We start from the raw sequence: 17,829 nt of genomic DNA, 5'->3' as shown, positions 1-17,829 counted from the left end.
AACCTTGGAATGCGGTAGAGTGGTTGCCATGCACGAGCACCTGGACGCACTCGAACAACGCATGCAACAGCTGCAGCAGGCCATGCGGCGCGCCCAACTGGCCCGTGACAGCGAGCAGATCCAACAGCTCCGTGAAGACCTGCGGCGTACCCAGCGCGCCTGGGACGCCCTCTTCGAGCAGGCCGAAGAGGGCGAGGAGAGCAACGCTTTTGACGGTGGCGAGAACAGCGCTCCGGCGCAGGAGACTCCCGCAGAGCCGCAAACCCTGCTGCCCGCACGTGAACAGGTCCACCAGGTCCTGACCCTGCTCGCCGTGCCCGCCGCCCCCAAACTCATCAGCACCGTCCATGAAGCCTTCTTCGCCGGCGGACTGGCCCCCTCCCGGCTGACCAGCCTGCGCCGTGACGAAGAACGCTCCTACCGCAGCGCCCCCGGCGCCCGCCCCTACTACCTGTGCCCGGCGCTCACCTCCGACCTGCTCTCACCTGCGCGCGGCCTGCTCACCGTCAGCACCTGGTCCCTGGAACAGCGCATCGTCGGCCCGCTCAGCGCCCGCGTCCACTTCCTCACCAGCGCCCTGAACATCGCGGACGCCGCCGAACGCCTCGATGCGGCCACCCTGCCGCTGCCCGTCCGCCAACTCCTCGTGCGCTACGCCCAGAACATCCCCGGCGCCCAGCCCCCCATAGCGCACCCAGGCCCGGCCGGAGCACCCCTCGACCTGGCCCTGCTGCGCCGTGCCGCCGAGGACGAACTCACCCTCCACACCGCCAGCGACACCACCACCCGCACCCAGGCCGCCGCCCGGGCCCGCAGCCAACTCGACGCCGCGGCACTGCTGTTCGGAGGATCCTTCCAGTCCGCCCGCCGCCTGCGCTCCGTCCCCTGACCGCCTGCGCCCTGTCCCCGCAAGGAAGATCTGTGAGTCAGCTCAACGACCGGCTCGCCGCGCTGCGCGGCCCCGTCTCCGCCAAAGGGCACGACGCCCGCACGCTCGCGGCCCTGACCGCCAACCCCGGCTGCAACCGCCGGGCCCTGCTCGACGCCGCCGGTATCGACAAGGACGCCATCGCCGTCCATCTGGGCAAACCCCGCCCGCTCGCCAAGTCCTCCCTTGCTCTCAGGAGCGGAGCCACCTTCGAACAACAGGTCAAGGCCGACGGCTGCGCCGAACTGCTGCGCCTGCTGCGTGATGTCCTGAATCTGCCGCTGCCCGAAGCCGCCCACACCGACCTCGCGGTGGTCGGCACCCAGGATGCCTCCCCCCAAGTGCGCTACATCCACACCCGCAATGCCGTCCTGGAAGCGCTCCGTTCCACGAGCCCCGCCCGTACGCTGCTGGACCACCCCATCCTGCAGCTGACCGTCGCCGGCCACCCGGTCTACCTCGAGCCCGACGTCGTCGCCTTCCAGATCGACGGCGTGTTCCACATCATCGAGATCAAGTCCTTCGCCGTCGTCGACCAGCAGGCAAGCGGAACGAAAGTGGCCGCCGCCGTCACCCAGGCCGCCGCCTACGTCCTCGCCCTGCGCGAACTCCTCGCAAAAGAAGGCATCGACGGCGACAGAGTCGCCCACGACGTCATCCTCGTCACGCCCCGCAACTTCACCCGCCGCCCCACCGCCAGCGTGGTCGATGCCCGCAAGAAGATCGCCGCTCTCACCCGGCAACTCAACCGGCTCACCCGCGTCGAGCCGCTCCTCGACGCACTACCGGCCCGCATCACGTTCGACCTCGCCCTCGATCAGGACAAGCGGCCCACCCGCGACCCCAAAGAACTCACCGCCGCCCTGCAAGCCACCACCACCCGCTACACCCCTGCCTGCCGTCATTTCTGCGACCTGGCCTACGTCTGCCGAAGCGAAGCCCGCGATGACGGATCGATCGACGTCCTGGGCAGCGACATCAGCGACGACCTCGGCGGCATCGACCACATCGGCACCGCCCTGCGCCTCGCCGACAACACCCGCACCCCCGCCGCCGACCAGGCCGACCTGGCCGCCGCCCTCCGGCACGCCCACGCCGTCCGCACCCAACTGCGGGAGTCCGCATGAGCCGACTGTCCACCCTGCTGCGCCTTGAGGCAGCCGAGACCGAAACAGTGCAGGACGCCAGCATGGTCGGCCACTTCCACCTTGCCGAGCAGCCACTGATCTTCCTGCCGCTCAACCGCTCCGGTACCGAAGCAACCTTGCTGGCCGTCATGTTCGGCAACGAACCGAGCCGCCCCCAGCTCCTGATCGCACCGCCCCATGGGCGGCCCACCGCGTTCCTGGAAGAACTGGCCGGCCACATCCTCACCTACATCGAAGGCTTCCAGAACACCGAACACCTGCCCGCGAAAGGCAAGAAGCCTGGCCGCGAGCGTCACACCCACGCCCCCCAACTCCTGGTCGCCAACCGCAGGTCCCTTCCCTACGTCGGGCGGCTGGGCCGCGCCCTGCGCTTCACCGAACCGCCCGAAGACAGCGACCCAGCCCGCAGTGTCGGCCGCCTCGGCCAGTGGCTCACCTTCTTCGCCGACCACGCCGAACACCCCGGCTCCGCCCTCCTGCTCGCCCTGACCGACCTGCTCGCCATCCGCTGGATCACGGGCCAGAGCCGCCTGGAGGACGAGCATCTTGCCTCCCTCCTGGCCTGGATCGACCCACCCCCCGGCACCACAGGCCTGCGCGCCGCACTCGATGCCGAAAACCCCCAAGTCCCCGGCCCCGACGGCCAACTGCACCGGCCCGCCGGCCCGGCCACCGACCCCTCCTTCGACAGCCTCGAGCTCGACCCCCTGCTGACGGCCTACGACAACGCCGCCAAAGAAGGCAACACCGCCGCGATGATGAGGCTCACCGACCGGCTGCACACCCTCCTGCACAACTACCTCAAGCCGACCTGGGACGACGCCTGGCACGCCCTCGGCCTGCTACGCAACCTGCCCCAGACCCACGACGCGCAGCGCCGCTGGGCCGCCGACCGCGACCGCTTCACCGCCTACACCACCTACCTCGCGGCCGACGGACGCCCCCAGCCCATCAAGGACGATCCCGTCTCCGCCGCCCGCCGGCTCGCCCGCATGGAACTGGCCCAAGGAGCCTTCGACGCCCACCGCGCTTTGGAGGACCCCTACTTCATGGCCGAGCGGCGCACCACCGGAGAAGCCGTCGCCGGCACCGTCACCGAGGTCGACGCCCACCACACCGTCCCCGGCGCCCGAAGCCCCAAACTGCGCCCGCGCCTGACCCTGCACACCACCGACCCGGTACGCCTGGACATCGGGCACCTGCTCGCCGGACCCCACAACCCGCGCGTGCACATGGCCGTGCGTGCCATCACCCCTCAAGGCCAGGGCACGGATCTCCTGCTCGAAGTGAAGACGCTCACCGGAACCGTGAACAAGCCCAGGACCGACTCCGTCCCCGCCGTCGGCGATCTGCTCGAGCTGACCTTCGCCCCCGAGTTCTTCAGCCGGCCACCGTTCCCCAGCCGGGAGAACACTCCCTGGACCCACGGCGGCCCCCAGCACAACCACCCAGCCGCCGTCCTGGAGGAGACCGAGGAGCCCCAGCCGTGACCCAGCCACCGATCCCGCCCACGGAACTGGCCAGCCAAGCGGTCACCGCCGTCCTGACCGCACTGACCGGCACCACCACGCGGCCCCTCGTCGTCGACTCGCCCCCAGGCGCAGGAAAATCCACCCTGGTCGTGAGCGCAGCCCGTGCCCTTGCCGACGCCGGCGAACAGTGCATCATCATCGCCCAGACCAACCACCAGGTCGACGACCTCCTCGTCAGCCTCGCCGACCCAGAAGCACCCCGGCTGCGCCTGGGACGCCTCGCCGGGCACAACTACGAGGCACCCGAAGAAGTCCTGGCCCTGACCGACACCATCATCAGCAAAGACATCAAAGACGCCCTCGCCTGCGACGTGATCATCGCAACCGCCATGAAATGGGCGTACGTAGAGGGCCCCCGCTGGAAGTGGGCCATCATCGACGAGGCCTACCAGATGCGCTCCGACGCCCTCCTGCTGATCGCCAAGCTCTTCGACCGGGCCCTCCTCGTCGGCGACCCCGGGCAACTCGACCCGTTCTCCATCGTCAGCACCCCCCGGTGGACCGGACTGCCCCACGACCCCCTCAACAACGCCGTCACCGTCCTGACGAACCACAACGACACCAGCACCCACACCCTGCCCGTCTCCTGGCGGCTTCCCGCCTCAGCAGCCGGCATCGTCTCCCGGGCCTTCTACCCCTTCACCCCCTTCCAGCCCGCCACAACCCCCGCCACCCGCGCCCTCACCTTCACCATCGACGCCTTGCACACCCCCTTCGACCCAACTGTCGAGGAAGCCGCACGCACCGGCTGGGCCCTGCACGAACTCCCGCCCCGCCACACCGCACGCATCGACGCCGAAGCCGCCCACGCCACCGTCGCCCTGGCCTCCCGCCTCCTGGAGCGCGGAATCGAGGCCGTCTGCGAGAAATACCCCATGGGCCGGCGCCTGCAGCCCGCCGACATCGCCATCGGCACCGCTCACCGGGAACAGGCCCGTCACATCCAGCAACTCCTCAACCGCAGCCCCCACACCCGAGGAGTGCGTGCCGACACCGCCAACCGCCTGCAGGGCCGCGAGTTCGCCGTCACCATCGTCCTGCACCCCCTCTCCGGCCGCCGCGACGCCTCCGCCTTCCACCTCGAAGCCGGCCGCCTGTGCGTGTTGGCCTCACGCCACCGTCACGCCTGCATCATGGTCGCCCGCGCCGGCATCGCCGACCTCCTCGACCGCCACCCCTCCAATGAGCCCGTCGCCCTCGGCGTCCCCGCCAAGTTCCCCGACGGCTGGGAAGCCCACCAGCACATCCTCGACCACCTCTCCCAGCACCGCGTCCCCGCCGCCTGACCACCCCGCACCGGAAGCCGCATCCTGCCCATGGCACCCACCGAGCTGACGCTGCGCCCTCACCAAAAAGACGCGGTCGCCGCAGCCACCCAGACCCTGACCCGCCACCCCCGCGCGAGCGTGATCGCCGCCTGCGGCACCGGCAAGACCCTGATCGCCGCCCGCACCGCCGCCCGCGTCGCTTCACGCGGCCGTGTGCTGGTGCTGCTGCCGACACTGGACCTGCTGTCGCAGACGATCCACTCCTGGCACCTGGCCGGCCGCAAAGGGACCGCCGTGGCGGTGTGCTCGGCACGTCAGGCCCTCGACCACGAGCCGCTCGGCGCCGACATCCCGCTGACCACCGACCCCGCGGACCTGACCGCCCTCACCGCCACAACCGGCCCCGGGCCTCTCACTGTCTACGCCACCTACGCCTCCCTGCCTGCGGTGGTCGCCGCCCACAGCAACCACTGCCTGCCCCCCTGGGACCTCGTCGTCGTCGACGAGGCCCACCGCACCGCCGGCCGCCTGGGCAAGGCCTGGGCCGCCGTCCACCACGACGACCAGGTCCCCACCGCCCGGCGCCTCTACCTGACAGCCACCCCCCGCGTCTGGGACCCGGATGACAGCCCGGACGAGAACACGGAGGCGGTGGCCTCCATGGACGATGAAACCCTCTTCGGCCCCGTCGCCTACCGGCTCACCCTCTCCGACGCCATCGACCTCGGCCTGCTCGCCGATTACCAGATCCTCGTCCCCGTCGTCACCGACGAAGACCTGCGCGACTGGCTCGCCACCGGACCCGGCGCAGGCGTCGACGGACTGCGCCTGGCCGGCCGCCAGGTCGCCGCCCTGCGCGCCATCCACGACCACCGATTGCGCCGCGTCCTGACCTTCCACCACCGCGTCGCCGACGCCCGCGCTTTTGCCGCCACCCTGCACGACACCGCCGCCACCCTGCCCAGCCACCTGCGCCCCGAAGGGTTGTGGGCGGACTGGATCAGTGGACGCCACGCCCCCCAGGTCCGTCGCCGCCTCCTCCTGGAGTTCGCCTCCCACGCCGGCCCCCACGCCCCGGCCGTGCTGTCCAACGCACGCGTGCTGGGCGAGGGCATCGATGTGCCCGCCATCGACGCCGTCGTCTTCGCCGACCCCAAGAACAGCCCGGTCGACACCGTCCAGGCCGTCGGCCGTGCCCTGCGCCAGCAGCCGGGCGCAGGCAAGAAGGCCACCCTCGTCGTCCCCGTCTACCTCACCCCGGGCGAAGACCCCGACGACCTCCTCGGCGCCGACGCCTACACCCCGCTGTGGCACACCATCCAGGCCCTGCGCGCCCACGACGACCGCCTGGAGGCCCGCCTGGCCGACCCCCGCACGCACCGCCCCACCATGCCTGCGGACGATCCTGAGGCATGGCTGCACTTCGATCGTCCCGCCCAGGCCGAAGAAGTTGCCCTCGCTCTGTCCCTGAGGGTCCTGGCCCCCAAGAGCGCCGAGTGGCGCCGCGGGCTGAAAGCCGCCCGCAGCTACCACCGCACCCACCACCATCTCGACGTCCCCCAGACCTACGAGGACGCCGCCGGCTACCCCCTGGGCCGCTGGCTGAGCTGGCAACGCCACCTCTACTCCCTCGGCACCCTCGATCCCGCACGTGGCCAGGCACTCGAACGCCTCGGTGTTATCTGGGACCCCCGTCAGAAGGCATTCGAGCGGGGCCTGGCCCACGCAGCCCTGTACGCCTCCCGCCACGGCCATCTCGCCGTCCCGGTCGACGAGTTCCATGACGACTTTCCCCTCGGCCGGTGGCTCGCCACCCAGCGCACCCGTGCCGACCGTCTCACCGCCGAGCGCACGGCCGCCCTCACCGCCCTGGACCAGTGGTGGAACCCGCCCTGGCCGATCACCTGGCAACGCGCCTACCACGCCGCCCACCAGGAGCACCACGCCGCGGGCGCCCCAGCGGGGGAGTGGCTCACCGTCCAGCGCACCCGCAGCGACGACCTCCACCCGGAGCAACGCCGCCTCCTGAAGGAACTCGGACTCCACATGCCGGATGTGCCTGCCGCTCGCTCCCGGGACGGCCGGCTGCCAGCACGCGAGCGGGCCTTCCAGCTCGGGCTGGCCGCCGCACGGGCCTTCCAGGACAGGGAGGGACACCTCGATGTCCCACAACGGCACGTCGAGAACCTCGGGGACGAACCCGTGCGGCTGGGGCAGTGGCTGAGCAACCTGCGCCGACGCCGCTCCCGCCTCAGCCCCCAGCGCCAGGCGATGCTCACCGAACTCGGCCTGTTGTAACCGCCTCGCCGCGCCTGCAATTCGGAGAAAAGTGTCGTGCCGCGGCAGCGTGCGGCGCACCGTCCCCTTTACTGTCCGCATGTGGCGAGGACACTACGGCTGGCGGTGGCTTACAGCACCGTTCCACAGGACCCGACCGATCCGCAGAACCTCCGCGTGAGCGGAACGGAGATCCGCAGTCTGATCCGTGCGGCGAGCCGGGGCCGGTGCCCGCCTGGTGCAGTTCCCGGAAGGGGCGATCACCTACCCCGGCAAATACGTGATGTCCTCAGCAGGACCCGACACGGTCGCTGAATCGGACTGGACCCGAGTCGACTGGAACATCCTGCGCCAGGAGGCGGAGGAGATCGCCGCTCTCGCCGGTGAGCTCGGGCTGTGGGTCGCGTTCGGCTCGATCCATCCGCTCACGCCGCCTAACCGCCCGCACAACAGCCTCTACGTCGTCTCCGACACCGGACAGCTCGTAACCCGCTACGACAAGCGGCTGCTGTCACACACCGAAGCCACCTACATGCACACGCCGGGCACCGACCCCACGGTTTTCGAGATCGACAGCATCCGCTTCGGGGCAGCACTGTGCATCGAGGCGCACTTCCCCGAGCTGTTCGCGGAGTACGAACGCCTCGACATCGACTGCCTCCTGCTGTCGGTGATGGTCGACGACCCCATGCGCGCCGTCATCGCCCAGGCCTACGCCGCCCTCTACGACTACTGGATCGGCTACGCCATCCCCGCCCAGTACAGCGCCACCGTCCCCTCGGGGATCGTGGCACCCGGAGGGCGCTGGCTCGCACGCTGCCCCGACGACAACCGCCCCGCTCTGGCCGTCACGGACATCGAACTCGACGCAACCGACCACGACATCCACGTCGCACTGCGCTACGCCCGCCCCTGGCGCCGCAAAGCACGAGCGAGCCTTGCTGAGCACGCACCGGCCCACGTTGATTCCCGCAGCTCCACGAAGACTGCCTTCTGAGGAAGTCCGTTGCCTCGGGGCGAACCGTCGTGGCGCCGGGATGCGCTCAGTCAGCGGCCCGAGGAGGTGGGCCCGTCAGGAATATCGAACAAATCCTCGAATTTTGAGACGCGGTATGCGTGTTCGGATTTCCTGAGGGGCGGGAATGGGCGAACTCCTGGCGAAAGTGACTTGTTTTTATCAGGTGACGGTCGGCTGGCCAGGCGGTTTCGTGGCCTGGTGACAGCCCTGCGCGAAGCGGCTTGGTCAGCCAGCCCGGCTCTCATTTGCCCAGTACAGAGCCCTCTTTGAATGATCATTCGGAGAAGTGGACGCCTTCTTCTGTGCGAGAGCTGGGGAAGGTCTCGCCGATTCCGGAAGAGACGTTTTCGAGTCAGGTGAACCGGCTGCTTTCTCCCTGAATTCTGCAGCCCTCGGCCGGATTGTCAGAGGCTGCGTCTAGCTTTTCCAGGCAATGCAGTGCGGCTTCCAGCAGGCTGCCGCACTGGCATGTCCTGCTGTCTTCAAGGGGGTTGGTGTTGCGTTCACGGTTGTGGTGGAAGGAAGTCGTACCGGACGACTGGCACGTGTTCGGGATGTCCGACGGCCTTGTGAAGGAGCGGTACCTGGCGCTGCTGGCGGCCTTGGAGGAGCTGTCAACCCGGGGGCCGATGGCGACGCTGTCGGACATCACCACTCAGCTGAAGACAGTCGGGTACCACGATCCCCTGCCTGAGGCCGAACTGCGCGAGCGCCTCGACCAGTTGGAGCACTGGGGGTTCGCCGAGCCGTTCCGCGACTACGCGGCACCACTGCGCACCCTGCAAGGCCTGTCCGCACGCGAGGAGACCTGGGCGCTGACGCGACGCGGGAGGGGCATCGTCGCCGCAGTCCGCAGCGCCGTCGTCGACATGGTGCGCGCCCTGCAACTGCCCAGCCGCCTTCTGGACCAGGTGACGGACACGCTGCGGGAGATCCTCGACCACCTCAAGAACGATCACGGGCGCCTGCCCGGCGATCTGGAAGACGTACGTACGCGCATCGACGAACTGCAACGGGTGACAGCCGACTTCTACGCGGCACTCGCGAAAATGGTGCAGTCCGACGTGACCGACGACGACGTGTTCGGCGAGAACCGCGACCGCGTCGTCGAAGCACTGCGCCAGTTCCCCCGCGAGTACGGGCGCGGCCTGCCGCGGGTCGAAGCGGCGCTCGCCGAACTGCGCACCGCCGGACTCGCCCGCACGGTGGAAGCCGCCGCCGAGCACGCCGGACTGCTGAACGCCGCCGACCAGCAACACTGGATCGACGAGCGGGTCCGCCGCCTCGCCGACCTGGAGGCCTGGTTCAAGCCTGACGGCACCGTCCACAGGCTGATCGACTCGGCCAGCGGCGCCGTACACACCCTGCTGGTCGCCATCGACCGCCGCTACATGGCCCGTCGCCGCGGCAGCGACCTGGGTGTCGACTTCCGCAGCCTGGCCCACAGCCTGCACCGGCAGCCGGACGGCGCCGAGGCCCGCCGCGTGTACGCGGCTGCGTTCGGCGACTGGCCGTCCTGGCACGCCGTCACCGGCACGGGAGAGGAGGACGTCGCCCACGGCACTCCCGCCCGGGCAGGCGCCAGCCGCTACCAGGTCGAGGTCACCCTCAGGGAGCACGAGCGGCACGGGGCCTCCACCGGACGGCCCCGCAAAGTGCCCGACACCACCGCCGACCGGGCGGCCGCGCACGCGGATGCACAGGCCGCCGCCCAGCGCCGCCGCCGCCTCGCCGCCCTGCTCGCCACCGACGGTGAAGTTGGCCTCGACTACCTCGCCCGACTGCCGTTCGACGCGGCGCTCATCCTGCTCAACGCCATCGAGGTCGCGCTCAGCCAGTACCGTCCCGAGGACGGAAGCGGATGCGCCACCGTCGACGAGGCCGGCCTCGAAGTCATCGTCAGGCCCGGCGAATCCCACGCCACTGTCACCGTCCACCTCGCCGAAGGACGCCTCTCAGGGCCCGACCTCCGGCTGACCGTCACAGCACAGAGCATCACGCCCGCAGTACCCAGGGCCGCCCCCGCCCAGGCAGCAGATCCCGATCGGAGCGTGGCATGAACGATCCCCTGCTGCTCGACCCCGATCTACGAGAGAGCGCCCGTCTGCTCGCGTCGACCGGGCGCCTAGCGATCGAGAAGGACGCCGAGCACTACCGGGCGGCCGTGCAGCACCGCCACGCCCTGGCTGAGTACTTCCGCAGCGAACTGGGCTGGACGGTGGAGTTCCACGAAGTCGCCGGTCTGATCCGCCTGCACAAGCGGCGAACCGACGTCCCCTGCGACCGCGGTCCTCTACTGGCACGGGACCGGCAGCCGCTCGTCGGCACCCTGGTCATGATCCTCGTCTGCCTTGCCTGCGAACAACTGTGGCGCCGCCCCCGGATGAGCGTGCGTGAGCTCCTGCAAGCCATCGCCCAGGTCTGTGCCGCCGACAGCGCGGACGGACACCTGCCGCCCTTTCCCGTTGTCGCCGCCGGCAGCGTCAGCAAGCAAGAAGCACACCACAACCGTTACAGCCTGGGCGACGCCCTCAAAATCCTCGTCGCCGAAGGCACTGTCACTGTCGACGCCGACCTCGACCGAGCCCTGGCCGACGACAACGGCGACCTCGTCGTCACCGCCTCCCGCGACCGCCTCGCCGCCAAGTTCTCCTCACTTCCCCCCACCCTCCTCGAACTCGACAGCCTGCCGGCCAACCAGCACGCCGCCGCCCTGTCCGCGGAATCCCTTCTCGACCACACCACCCGCACCCCGGACAGCGCCCCCACCCTGGAACAGCGGCGCCTCAACGCCATGCGGCGACTCGTCGACGACCCTGCCACCAACCCCCTCGGCGACGCTGGCGACACCACCCCCTACCTGCACACTCTGACCGGACGCGAACGTGCCCTCAACGTCGTCGCCGCCCTCGGACTGTCCGCGACCGTGCGCCGCGACTGGTGGCAGATCACCGATCCCAGCGGCCAAGCCACCGGACTCGACTTCCCCAACGGCCGCCGCACCGAACGCCAGGCCGCCCTCGCCCTCCTGGCCGCCCTCCCCGACCGCGACGACCCCAGCGCCCCGCTGACCCTCACCGACATCACAGAACTGTTCACCCAGCTACGCGCCCGCCAGCCCCGCTGGGCCGCTTCCTATGCACGCATGCCCGCACTGGCCCGGGCCGCCACCGCCGAACTCACTCATGTCGGGCTGCTCATCCCGCAGCCGGACATCCCCGACACATGGCTGCCCACATCCGGAGTGCACCTGTGGCGCGTCCGCGTCCGCCAGCCCACCCCGCCGCCCGGCACCGCCTCACCGGAATCCGACGCTGCCGCCCACCGGACGACCGGAACCACTCCCGCCCTCGACACCGTGCAGCAGGCCAGCCAAGGAGACGACCGATGAAGTCCGTCGAGCAGACCACCCCGGACCCAGTTCTGACAGGCGCCGGCATTCCAGACATCGGCACCCCCGGCGCCGAAGGCCGCTGGCAGCCCACACGCGCCGGAATCGTCAACTCCTGGGCCTGGGCAAGCGAAGAGCTGTACTTCTGCGACGGCTGGCTCGCCCTCGTCGGCCCCAACGGATCCGGCAAGTCCCTCACCGCCTCCATGTTGATCACCGTCCTGCTGGACGCCGATACCTCCCAGACCGCCCTGTCGGTATCCGGCAAAGCCGCAGGCACCCTCACCAGCCGGCACACCGACTTCAACGACCGCGAGGACCGCACCGGCATCTGGTGGCTCGAGTACGGCCTACACGATCCCGCCAGTGACACCACCCGGCACATGACAACAGGTCTGTGGCTGCGCGCCACCGCAGGCAACCTGCATCGAGCGTTCTTCCTCACCCCCGGCCGGGTCGGCACCGACCTGATGCTGGAACACGACCGCGAACCCGTCCGCCTGGACGCCCTCGCCGGTCAACTCGCCGCCTGCCACGGCGAGATCTTCACCGACTCCCGAACACTGCGCGGCTCTCTCACCCAACTCGCCCCACAGGACGAGAGCGCCTACCGCCAAGCCGTCCGCACCCGACTGTTCGCCCCGCTCAACGAGGTCCAGTTCGAGGCGCTGCTCGCCGTCCTGCGATCCCTGCGCAGCGTCCGCACCGCGGAGAACATCACCCTCGCCCGCATGAGGCAAGTCCTCACCGATGCCCTCCCCGCGCTCGACACCGACAACCTCATCCAGGTCGCCGAGGCGATGGAACGCATCTCCGAACTCGAGACCAAACTCGACCGCACCCACCAGGAAGCCAAACTCCTGGAAGGAACCGACCGCAGCTACCGCCGCTACCTGCGCACCGTCGCCCAGATGGAAGCCGCCGCCCTCACCGCTGCCAACACCGAGTTCGACGATCTTGCCCGCGACCTCAAGAAGGCCAACGACCAACTCGACACCGCCCGCGAAGAATCCCGGGAAGCAGCCGGCGAGTACACCCGCGCCCAGAGCGACATCGCCCGCGCCCGGGGACAACTGACCGCAGACGACACCCTGCTGACAGAACACGCCGGCGCCGAACTACCCCACCGCGAGGAACGCGCCCGCGATCTCGCCTCCCAGGCCGAAGCCGCACAGGAACGAGCTCAGACATCTGAGACCGACGTCGAGGAGGCACTCGAAAAAGCTACCGGCAGCCGCAAGGACGCCGAGGCGTCGCAGGCCCAGCTCCGCCGGATCTGCGACGACCTACGCGCCAGTGCCAGCGCCGTGGGAGCCCACATCGCCTGCGAACGCCTCCTGACAGCCTCCGACACCCTTGCCGCAGCCGACCACAGCACCGCACCCGTGCCGGACACCGCATCCCTGCGCGGCCACCCACTCGCGTGGGCGGAAGACCATCTACGCCAGATCCAGACCATCGACAGGGCCCTCAGCGCCTACCAGGGCGCACAGGACAACCAGCGCGCCGCCGCAGACGAACAACGCGCCGCCGCCGACACGGAGCACACCCGCCGAGAGGAAGCCGACCAGACCACGAGCCGACGCCGGCACACCGAGAACGAACTCTTCGCCCAGCTCCACACCTGGCAGGACAGCGCACTGCACCTCGGCCCGCTCCCGAAGGAGCTGACCGATCCGGCCCTCAGCGACGAGCGCACCGACACCGGCCAGCTCATCACCTGGCTCTCGGCCACCGCCGCCAGCGCCCGCGCACGCATCGACCTGGCCGGCCACCAGGCGAGGGCGACCGCCGACGCCGCCCTCGCCCGCGCCGCAGCCGCCACCGCAGAGCAGGCCCGCCATCGGCACACCGCAGCCCAGACCACCGCCGACAAGGCGGCCGCCGCACACCAGGCCGCCCTCCGCCAGGCACAGACCGAGACACAGGCCGACGAAGCGCGCCAGACCCAGGCCCACCACGACCATCACGAAACCCGCAGCCGCGCCCGGACTGAGCTCGATGCAGCCGAGCAGGCCCTCGCCAAAGCCGACACGACCGTCCTCCGGACGATTCGTGACTGGCTGAGCCTCCTCCACACCTGGCGTGCCAGCCTGGTCCACCTGGCCCCCGACGACATCACCCTGCCCGACACCACCACAACCGCAGCCGACCTGAACGCTCTGCGCCCCACCGACCTCACCCTGGCAGCGGTGCGCGCCCACGCCCGCGTCGCAACACGCCTCCAGGGCCACGCCGAAACCGCCGCCCGACAGGTCCACACCGCCACCGCCACCGTCACCGAGCTGACTGACAAACTGCACGTGGCCCAGCAGGCAGCGTCCCTGCCTCCGTCACCCTCATGGCGCACCCGCACACCCGAGGACGGCGTCCCCCTCTGCGAACTCGTCGACTTCGCCCCCGGCCTCCCCGCCGCCGACGCAGACCGCCTCGAAGGAGCACTCCTGGTGGCCGGCCTCCTCGATGCCCTGGTCACCCCCGGCGGTCAGGTGCGCGACGGCGACCTCACCCTCACCCCTGCCACCCCGGCCCCGGGCCGCACCCTGGCCGACCTGCTGGTCGTCGACGACCACCCGGCCATCGAGGCCACCCGGATCCGGGAGATCCTCGCCGCCATCCCCGTCGACACCCCCGGCAGCGACCCTGCCGCCGGCCGGCTGGCCCACGGCGTCCTCACCGCCAGCGCCCCCACCGGATACCAGTCCGCCTTCATCGGCCGCACCACCCGCGAGAAGATCCGCCGCCAGAGGGTCAAACGCATCGAAGACGACCTGGCCGCCGCACGTCTCACCCTCCAAGTGGCCGAGGAACACCTGGCACGCTGCCACCAGGACATCACCGACGCCGCCGAGGAACGCGACACTCTCCCGCCCGCCACACAGGTCGACGAAGCCCGCTCCCACGCTGCCGACCAGCTCACCACTGTGCAAACACTCCAGCAGCGCACCGCGACGGCCCTGGCCCAAGCCGACCAGGCCCTGGAGCGTGTACTCGCCGAACTCGGAGCCGCAGCAGCCACCCGCGCCGCCACCGTCGCCACTGCCGCACTCACCCACGACCACGCCCGCAGCAACGCGCAGCAAGCCGCCGAAGACGCCCAAGCCGCCGCAGAGACAGCGGCTGAACAGGCCGCCACCGCCCAATCCAGTGCCGATGCCCGCACCCGCGCCGCCGACGCACAGCAGGCAGCCGACACCGAACAGACAGCCTTTCCCCGTCAGGAGATCGAGACCGTCGACGCAGCCCACAGCGCCGAGGACACAGCCGAACAACACCTCAACCAGGCCCGCGCCGACGCCGTAAAAGCCACCACCCGTCACGAAGACGCAGGCAAGGCCGTCACCCAGGCCCTACGCGCACTCAACCGCGCCGCAACGCTGCCCGGAGGCGACCTGCTGCGCACCGAAACGAAATACCTCGACGACCGCAGGGAAGCAGTCGCCCGACTCGTCGGCCACGTCCAGGCCTGGGCACCGGCCTCCCACCGAGTGAGCGACCTGCTCAAACGGGCGGACAGCGACCGCAAGGCGCTCGACGAGCGCCACACCCGCCACACCCAAGCTGAGCAGGAAACCTCCCGGATCCAGCGACGTGCCGAGGAAGAAGCCGCCCACGTCGCTGAAATGCGCACCCTGTACGGCGCGCAGTACGAAGAACTGCGCGCCCGCCGGGACACCACCGCCGAACAACTCCACCAGGCCGAAGAACACGCAGAGCGGTGCCTCACCCGCCGACAGGAAGCAGACAGGCAGGCCAGCTCCGCCCAGACCGCCCGGGAAATGGTGGCTCCACGCCGGACGGCCGCCGAACACAACCGGGACGTGTGCCTGGGCCGCCTCGGACGCCTGGCCGACGAACGCCTCGCCGTCCTTCCCGACGACCTGCCCGCCGACAACGGCCGCCCGGCCAACCTCACCGCAGGCCTGGCCTGGGCCCGACACCTGCTCACCGACACGTCCGCCGGCACCGACCGACACCAAGCCCTGGAACGGCAGCGCGACCGCGACCTGAACACACTGGAAACCGCCGCCCGCAAGGCCAGCGCCGGTCTGGCAGGATTCGACCGCCAGGTCACCGTGGTGGGCATCGGCGACACCCCATGGCGACGCGCCGTCGTCGCCGATCCCGCAGCCGTGCGCGGCGAAGACGTCTCCACCACCGTCCACGACCTCAAAGCCACCGCCGCGCAACTTGAGAACGACCTGCGCGCCGACGTCAAGCAGGTTCTCAAGACCAGCCTGTTCACCCGGCTCCAACGCGACATCCAGACGCGCCGCGAGGCAGCCGTCGAACTCGTCAACAAGATCCGCCACACCCTCAAGGACGTCCGCACCGGCGTCGCCCAGGTCGGCGTCCAGGTCGCATGGGACGTCCGGCCCAACGACCCCGAAGCCCAGCACATGGTGGAACTCATCGCCCGTCCGCCCGCCGACGACACCTTCGAAGCGATGTACGAAGCACTGCGCCGACGCATGAAGGAAAAGACCGGCGAACCCTGGGCCGAACGCGTCGCCCACACCTTCGACTACCGCACCTGGTACGAGTGGACGATCTCCGTCACCCACTCCTCCTTCGAGGCCGCCGGCAAAGAAAAATTCCGCGAGATCTCCGTGCGCTCCAACCCCCTGGAAGGCCTCTCCACCGGCGAGCGGCGTCTGGCCACCATGCTGCCCCTCCTGGCAGCCGCATGGTCGATGTACTCCACCAGCGGCTACACAGGTCCCCGCCTGCTCTCCATCGACGAAATCGACGCCGCCTTCGACGAAGCCAACCTGCGCAAGGTCCTGGCCCTGCTGCGCTCCTGGAACTTCGACGTCCTGGCCACCGCCCCAGACATGACCCCCTTGATCAAACGCGAAACCGAGCGCGCCATGATCCACCAGGTCCTCACCAGCGGACGCCGCCGCATCACCGTGCCCTGGCTGTGGCACGGCCACGGCGAACCTCAGCCTCTCACCCTCGACCTCACCCCGGCCCAGCCCGAGGACGCGCCGTGACCGCCGACCGCAGACTCCTCGCCGCCGACCCCGAACTCGCCCCGCTGTGGCAAGCCATCCACAACCGCCTCAGCGCCGGCACCGAGCCCACACACATCGTCGCCGTCACCGTGCCCGGCCTCACCCCCGGTGCCGTGGCCGCCCTGCGATCCTGGCTCGACACCTCCGAACAGCGCCGCCGCGGACGCACCAGCGCACCCCACACCGACCGCGGCACCAAAGTCCCCCTGCAGCCCCTCCTCCAAGCCCTCGGCCTGCCCACCGACGACCTGCAGGCCCTGGTCGAAAACGCAGTCGGCCGCCCCGTCGTCAACCGCAAGCAAGGCCGCCGTGACGTCGACACACTGCGCCAAGACCTCGACCACTATGCGGCCACCCACCTGCCCCACCTGCCCCGGCTGCGAGCCAGACTCCTCATCGGAACAGACCAGAACACCGAGCCCGAGACACGCCGACTCATCGACGCACTCGCCTCCCTCACACGCCACCTGCCCCACACCCCACCCCGGGCCCTGGCCAAACTCGCCCACGACCACGCCGGCGACCCGCACTACTTCGACCCCGTCACCCTGCCCGGGCAACGCCTCATCTCCGCCGTTGCCGAACTGACCGGCCGACCCGAACCCACCCGTCCCGACCACATCCGCGCCTTGCTCGCCGACCACGGCATCCTCGCCGACAGGCTCTCCGCGACCGTTCTGCTCCACCACGTCCGAGCTCTCGGCGACGGACCCATCGACCGGCGGCTCAACGAGGCCACCACCCCCGTCGCCCTCAACCTCCTCGACCTCACCGACACCCCGCCCCGGCTGGCCCCGCAGACCCTCACCGTCGTCGAGAACCCCTCCGTCCTGGAAGCGGCGATGGAACACGCCAGCACTCGGCCGATCGCCTGCACCAGCGGCCAGCTCCGCGCCGTCGACCACGCCCTCCTCCAACTTGCAACAGACCAGGGACTGCAACTCCGCTACGCAGGCGACCTGGACGGCGCCGGCCTGCACATTGCCGCGGCGGTGCAACAGATCTACGGAGCAGAACTCGTCGCCATGGACGCCACCCTTGTCAGGGAGGCAGGCGACCTGCCATCCAGCGTCCCTCTCGGACTCCTGCCGAGCAGTTGTGCCCCCGCGCTGGCCGCCCAACTGCGTGCGTCAGGGCGCGTCCTCTATCAAGAACACGACACTGTGCTCACGCACCTCCTTGACCTGATGCCCCCGGAATCGGGCACGCCACGCTCACCTTCGTAGCGGGTGGATAGGCGATGCGGTGC

General features: G+C 70.1%; 10 protein-coding genes. All 10 read left to right on the top strand.

All coding sequences use genetic code 11. The features are described 5' to 3' along the window. The first annotated feature begins 28 nt into the window (after positions 1-28). The gene (locus OG226_RS00105) at positions 29-889 is read left to right on the top strand and encodes a hypothetical protein (protein WP_329347174.1); all 861 of its coding nucleotides are present in this window, start codon (positions 29-31) and stop codon (positions 887-889) included. Between the two features lie 32 nt (positions 890-921). After that, a complete protein-coding gene (locus OG226_RS00100) occupies positions 922-2,055 on the top strand; it encodes a hypothetical protein (RefSeq protein WP_329347173.1) in 1,134 nt (377 codons plus the stop codon). Further along, the gene (locus OG226_RS00095; RefSeq protein WP_329347172.1) at positions 2,052-3,566 is read left to right on the top strand and encodes a hypothetical protein; all 1,515 of its coding nucleotides are present in this window, start codon (positions 2,052-2,054) and stop codon (positions 3,564-3,566) included. Before OG226_RS00100 ends, OG226_RS00095 begins: the two co-directional genes overlap by 4 nt. Beyond that, positions 3,563-4,894: an AAA domain-containing protein gene (locus OG226_RS00090; RefSeq protein WP_329347171.1), complete on the top strand. Its 1,332-nt coding sequence runs from the start codon at positions 3,563-3,565 to the stop codon at positions 4,892-4,894. The genes OG226_RS00095 and OG226_RS00090 overlap by 4 nt, the downstream gene beginning before the upstream one ends. Before the next feature lie 30 nt (positions 4,895-4,924). Next, positions 4,925-7,174 carry a DEAD/DEAH box helicase gene (locus OG226_RS00085; RefSeq protein WP_329347170.1) on the top strand — a complete coding sequence of 750 codons (2,250 nt, stop codon included), beginning with the start codon at positions 4,925-4,927 and terminating at the stop codon, positions 7,172-7,174. A 187-nt stretch (positions 7,175-7,361) separates the two neighbouring features. Then, positions 7,362-8,150: a carbon-nitrogen hydrolase family protein gene (locus OG226_RS00080; RefSeq protein WP_329347169.1), complete on the top strand. Its 789-nt coding sequence runs from the start codon at positions 7,362-7,364 to the stop codon at positions 8,148-8,150. A gap of 518 nt (positions 8,151-8,668) precedes the next feature. Continuing rightward, positions 8,669-10,231 (top strand): DUF2397 family protein, encoded by a 1,563-nt coding sequence (locus OG226_RS00075; protein ID WP_329347168.1) that lies wholly within the window; start codon positions 8,669-8,671, stop codon positions 10,229-10,231. Then, positions 10,228-11,562: a DUF2398 family protein gene (locus tag OG226_RS00070; RefSeq protein ID WP_329347167.1), complete on the top strand. Its 1,335-nt coding sequence runs from the start codon at positions 10,228-10,230 to the stop codon at positions 11,560-11,562. Before OG226_RS00075 ends, OG226_RS00070 begins: the two co-directional genes overlap by 4 nt. Beyond that, positions 11,559-16,559, top strand: coding sequence for an SbcC/MukB-like Walker B domain-containing protein (locus OG226_RS00065; RefSeq protein ID WP_329347166.1), 5,001 nt, complete (start codon positions 11,559-11,561; stop codon positions 16,557-16,559). The genes OG226_RS00070 and OG226_RS00065 overlap by 4 nt, the downstream gene beginning before the upstream one ends. Further along, positions 16,556-17,806 (top strand): DUF2399 domain-containing protein, encoded by a 1,251-nt coding sequence (locus OG226_RS00060; protein ID WP_329347165.1) that lies wholly within the window; start codon positions 16,556-16,558, stop codon positions 17,804-17,806. Before OG226_RS00065 ends, OG226_RS00060 begins: the two co-directional genes overlap by 4 nt. The last annotated feature ends 23 nt before the right edge of the window (positions 17,807-17,829 follow it).

It is taken from the genome of Streptomyces sp. NBC_01261, assembly GCF_036226385.1.
Classification (GTDB): domain Bacteria; phylum Actinomycetota; class Actinomycetes; order Streptomycetales; family Streptomycetaceae; genus Streptomyces.
The sequence above is the reverse complement of the archived record's forward strand: the minus strand, read 5'-3'. Positions and strand labels throughout refer to the sequence as shown.

Coding starts and splice junctions, on each gene's coding strand:
- OG226_RS00105 (WP_329347174.1), top strand. CDS start 29: ATGCACGAGCACCTGGACGCACTCGAACAACGCATGCAACAGCTGCAG.
- OG226_RS00095 (WP_329347172.1), top strand. CDS start 2,052: ATGAGCCGACTGTCCACCCTGCTGCGCCTTGAGGCAGCCGAGACCGAA.
- OG226_RS00085 (WP_329347170.1), top strand. CDS start 4,925: ATGGCACCCACCGAGCTGACGCTGCGCCCTCACCAAAAAGACGCGGTC.
- OG226_RS00070 (WP_329347167.1), top strand. CDS start 10,228: ATGAACGATCCCCTGCTGCTCGACCCCGATCTACGAGAGAGCGCCCGT.
- OG226_RS00065 (WP_329347166.1), top strand. CDS start 11,559: ATGAAGTCCGTCGAGCAGACCACCCCGGACCCAGTTCTGACAGGCGCC.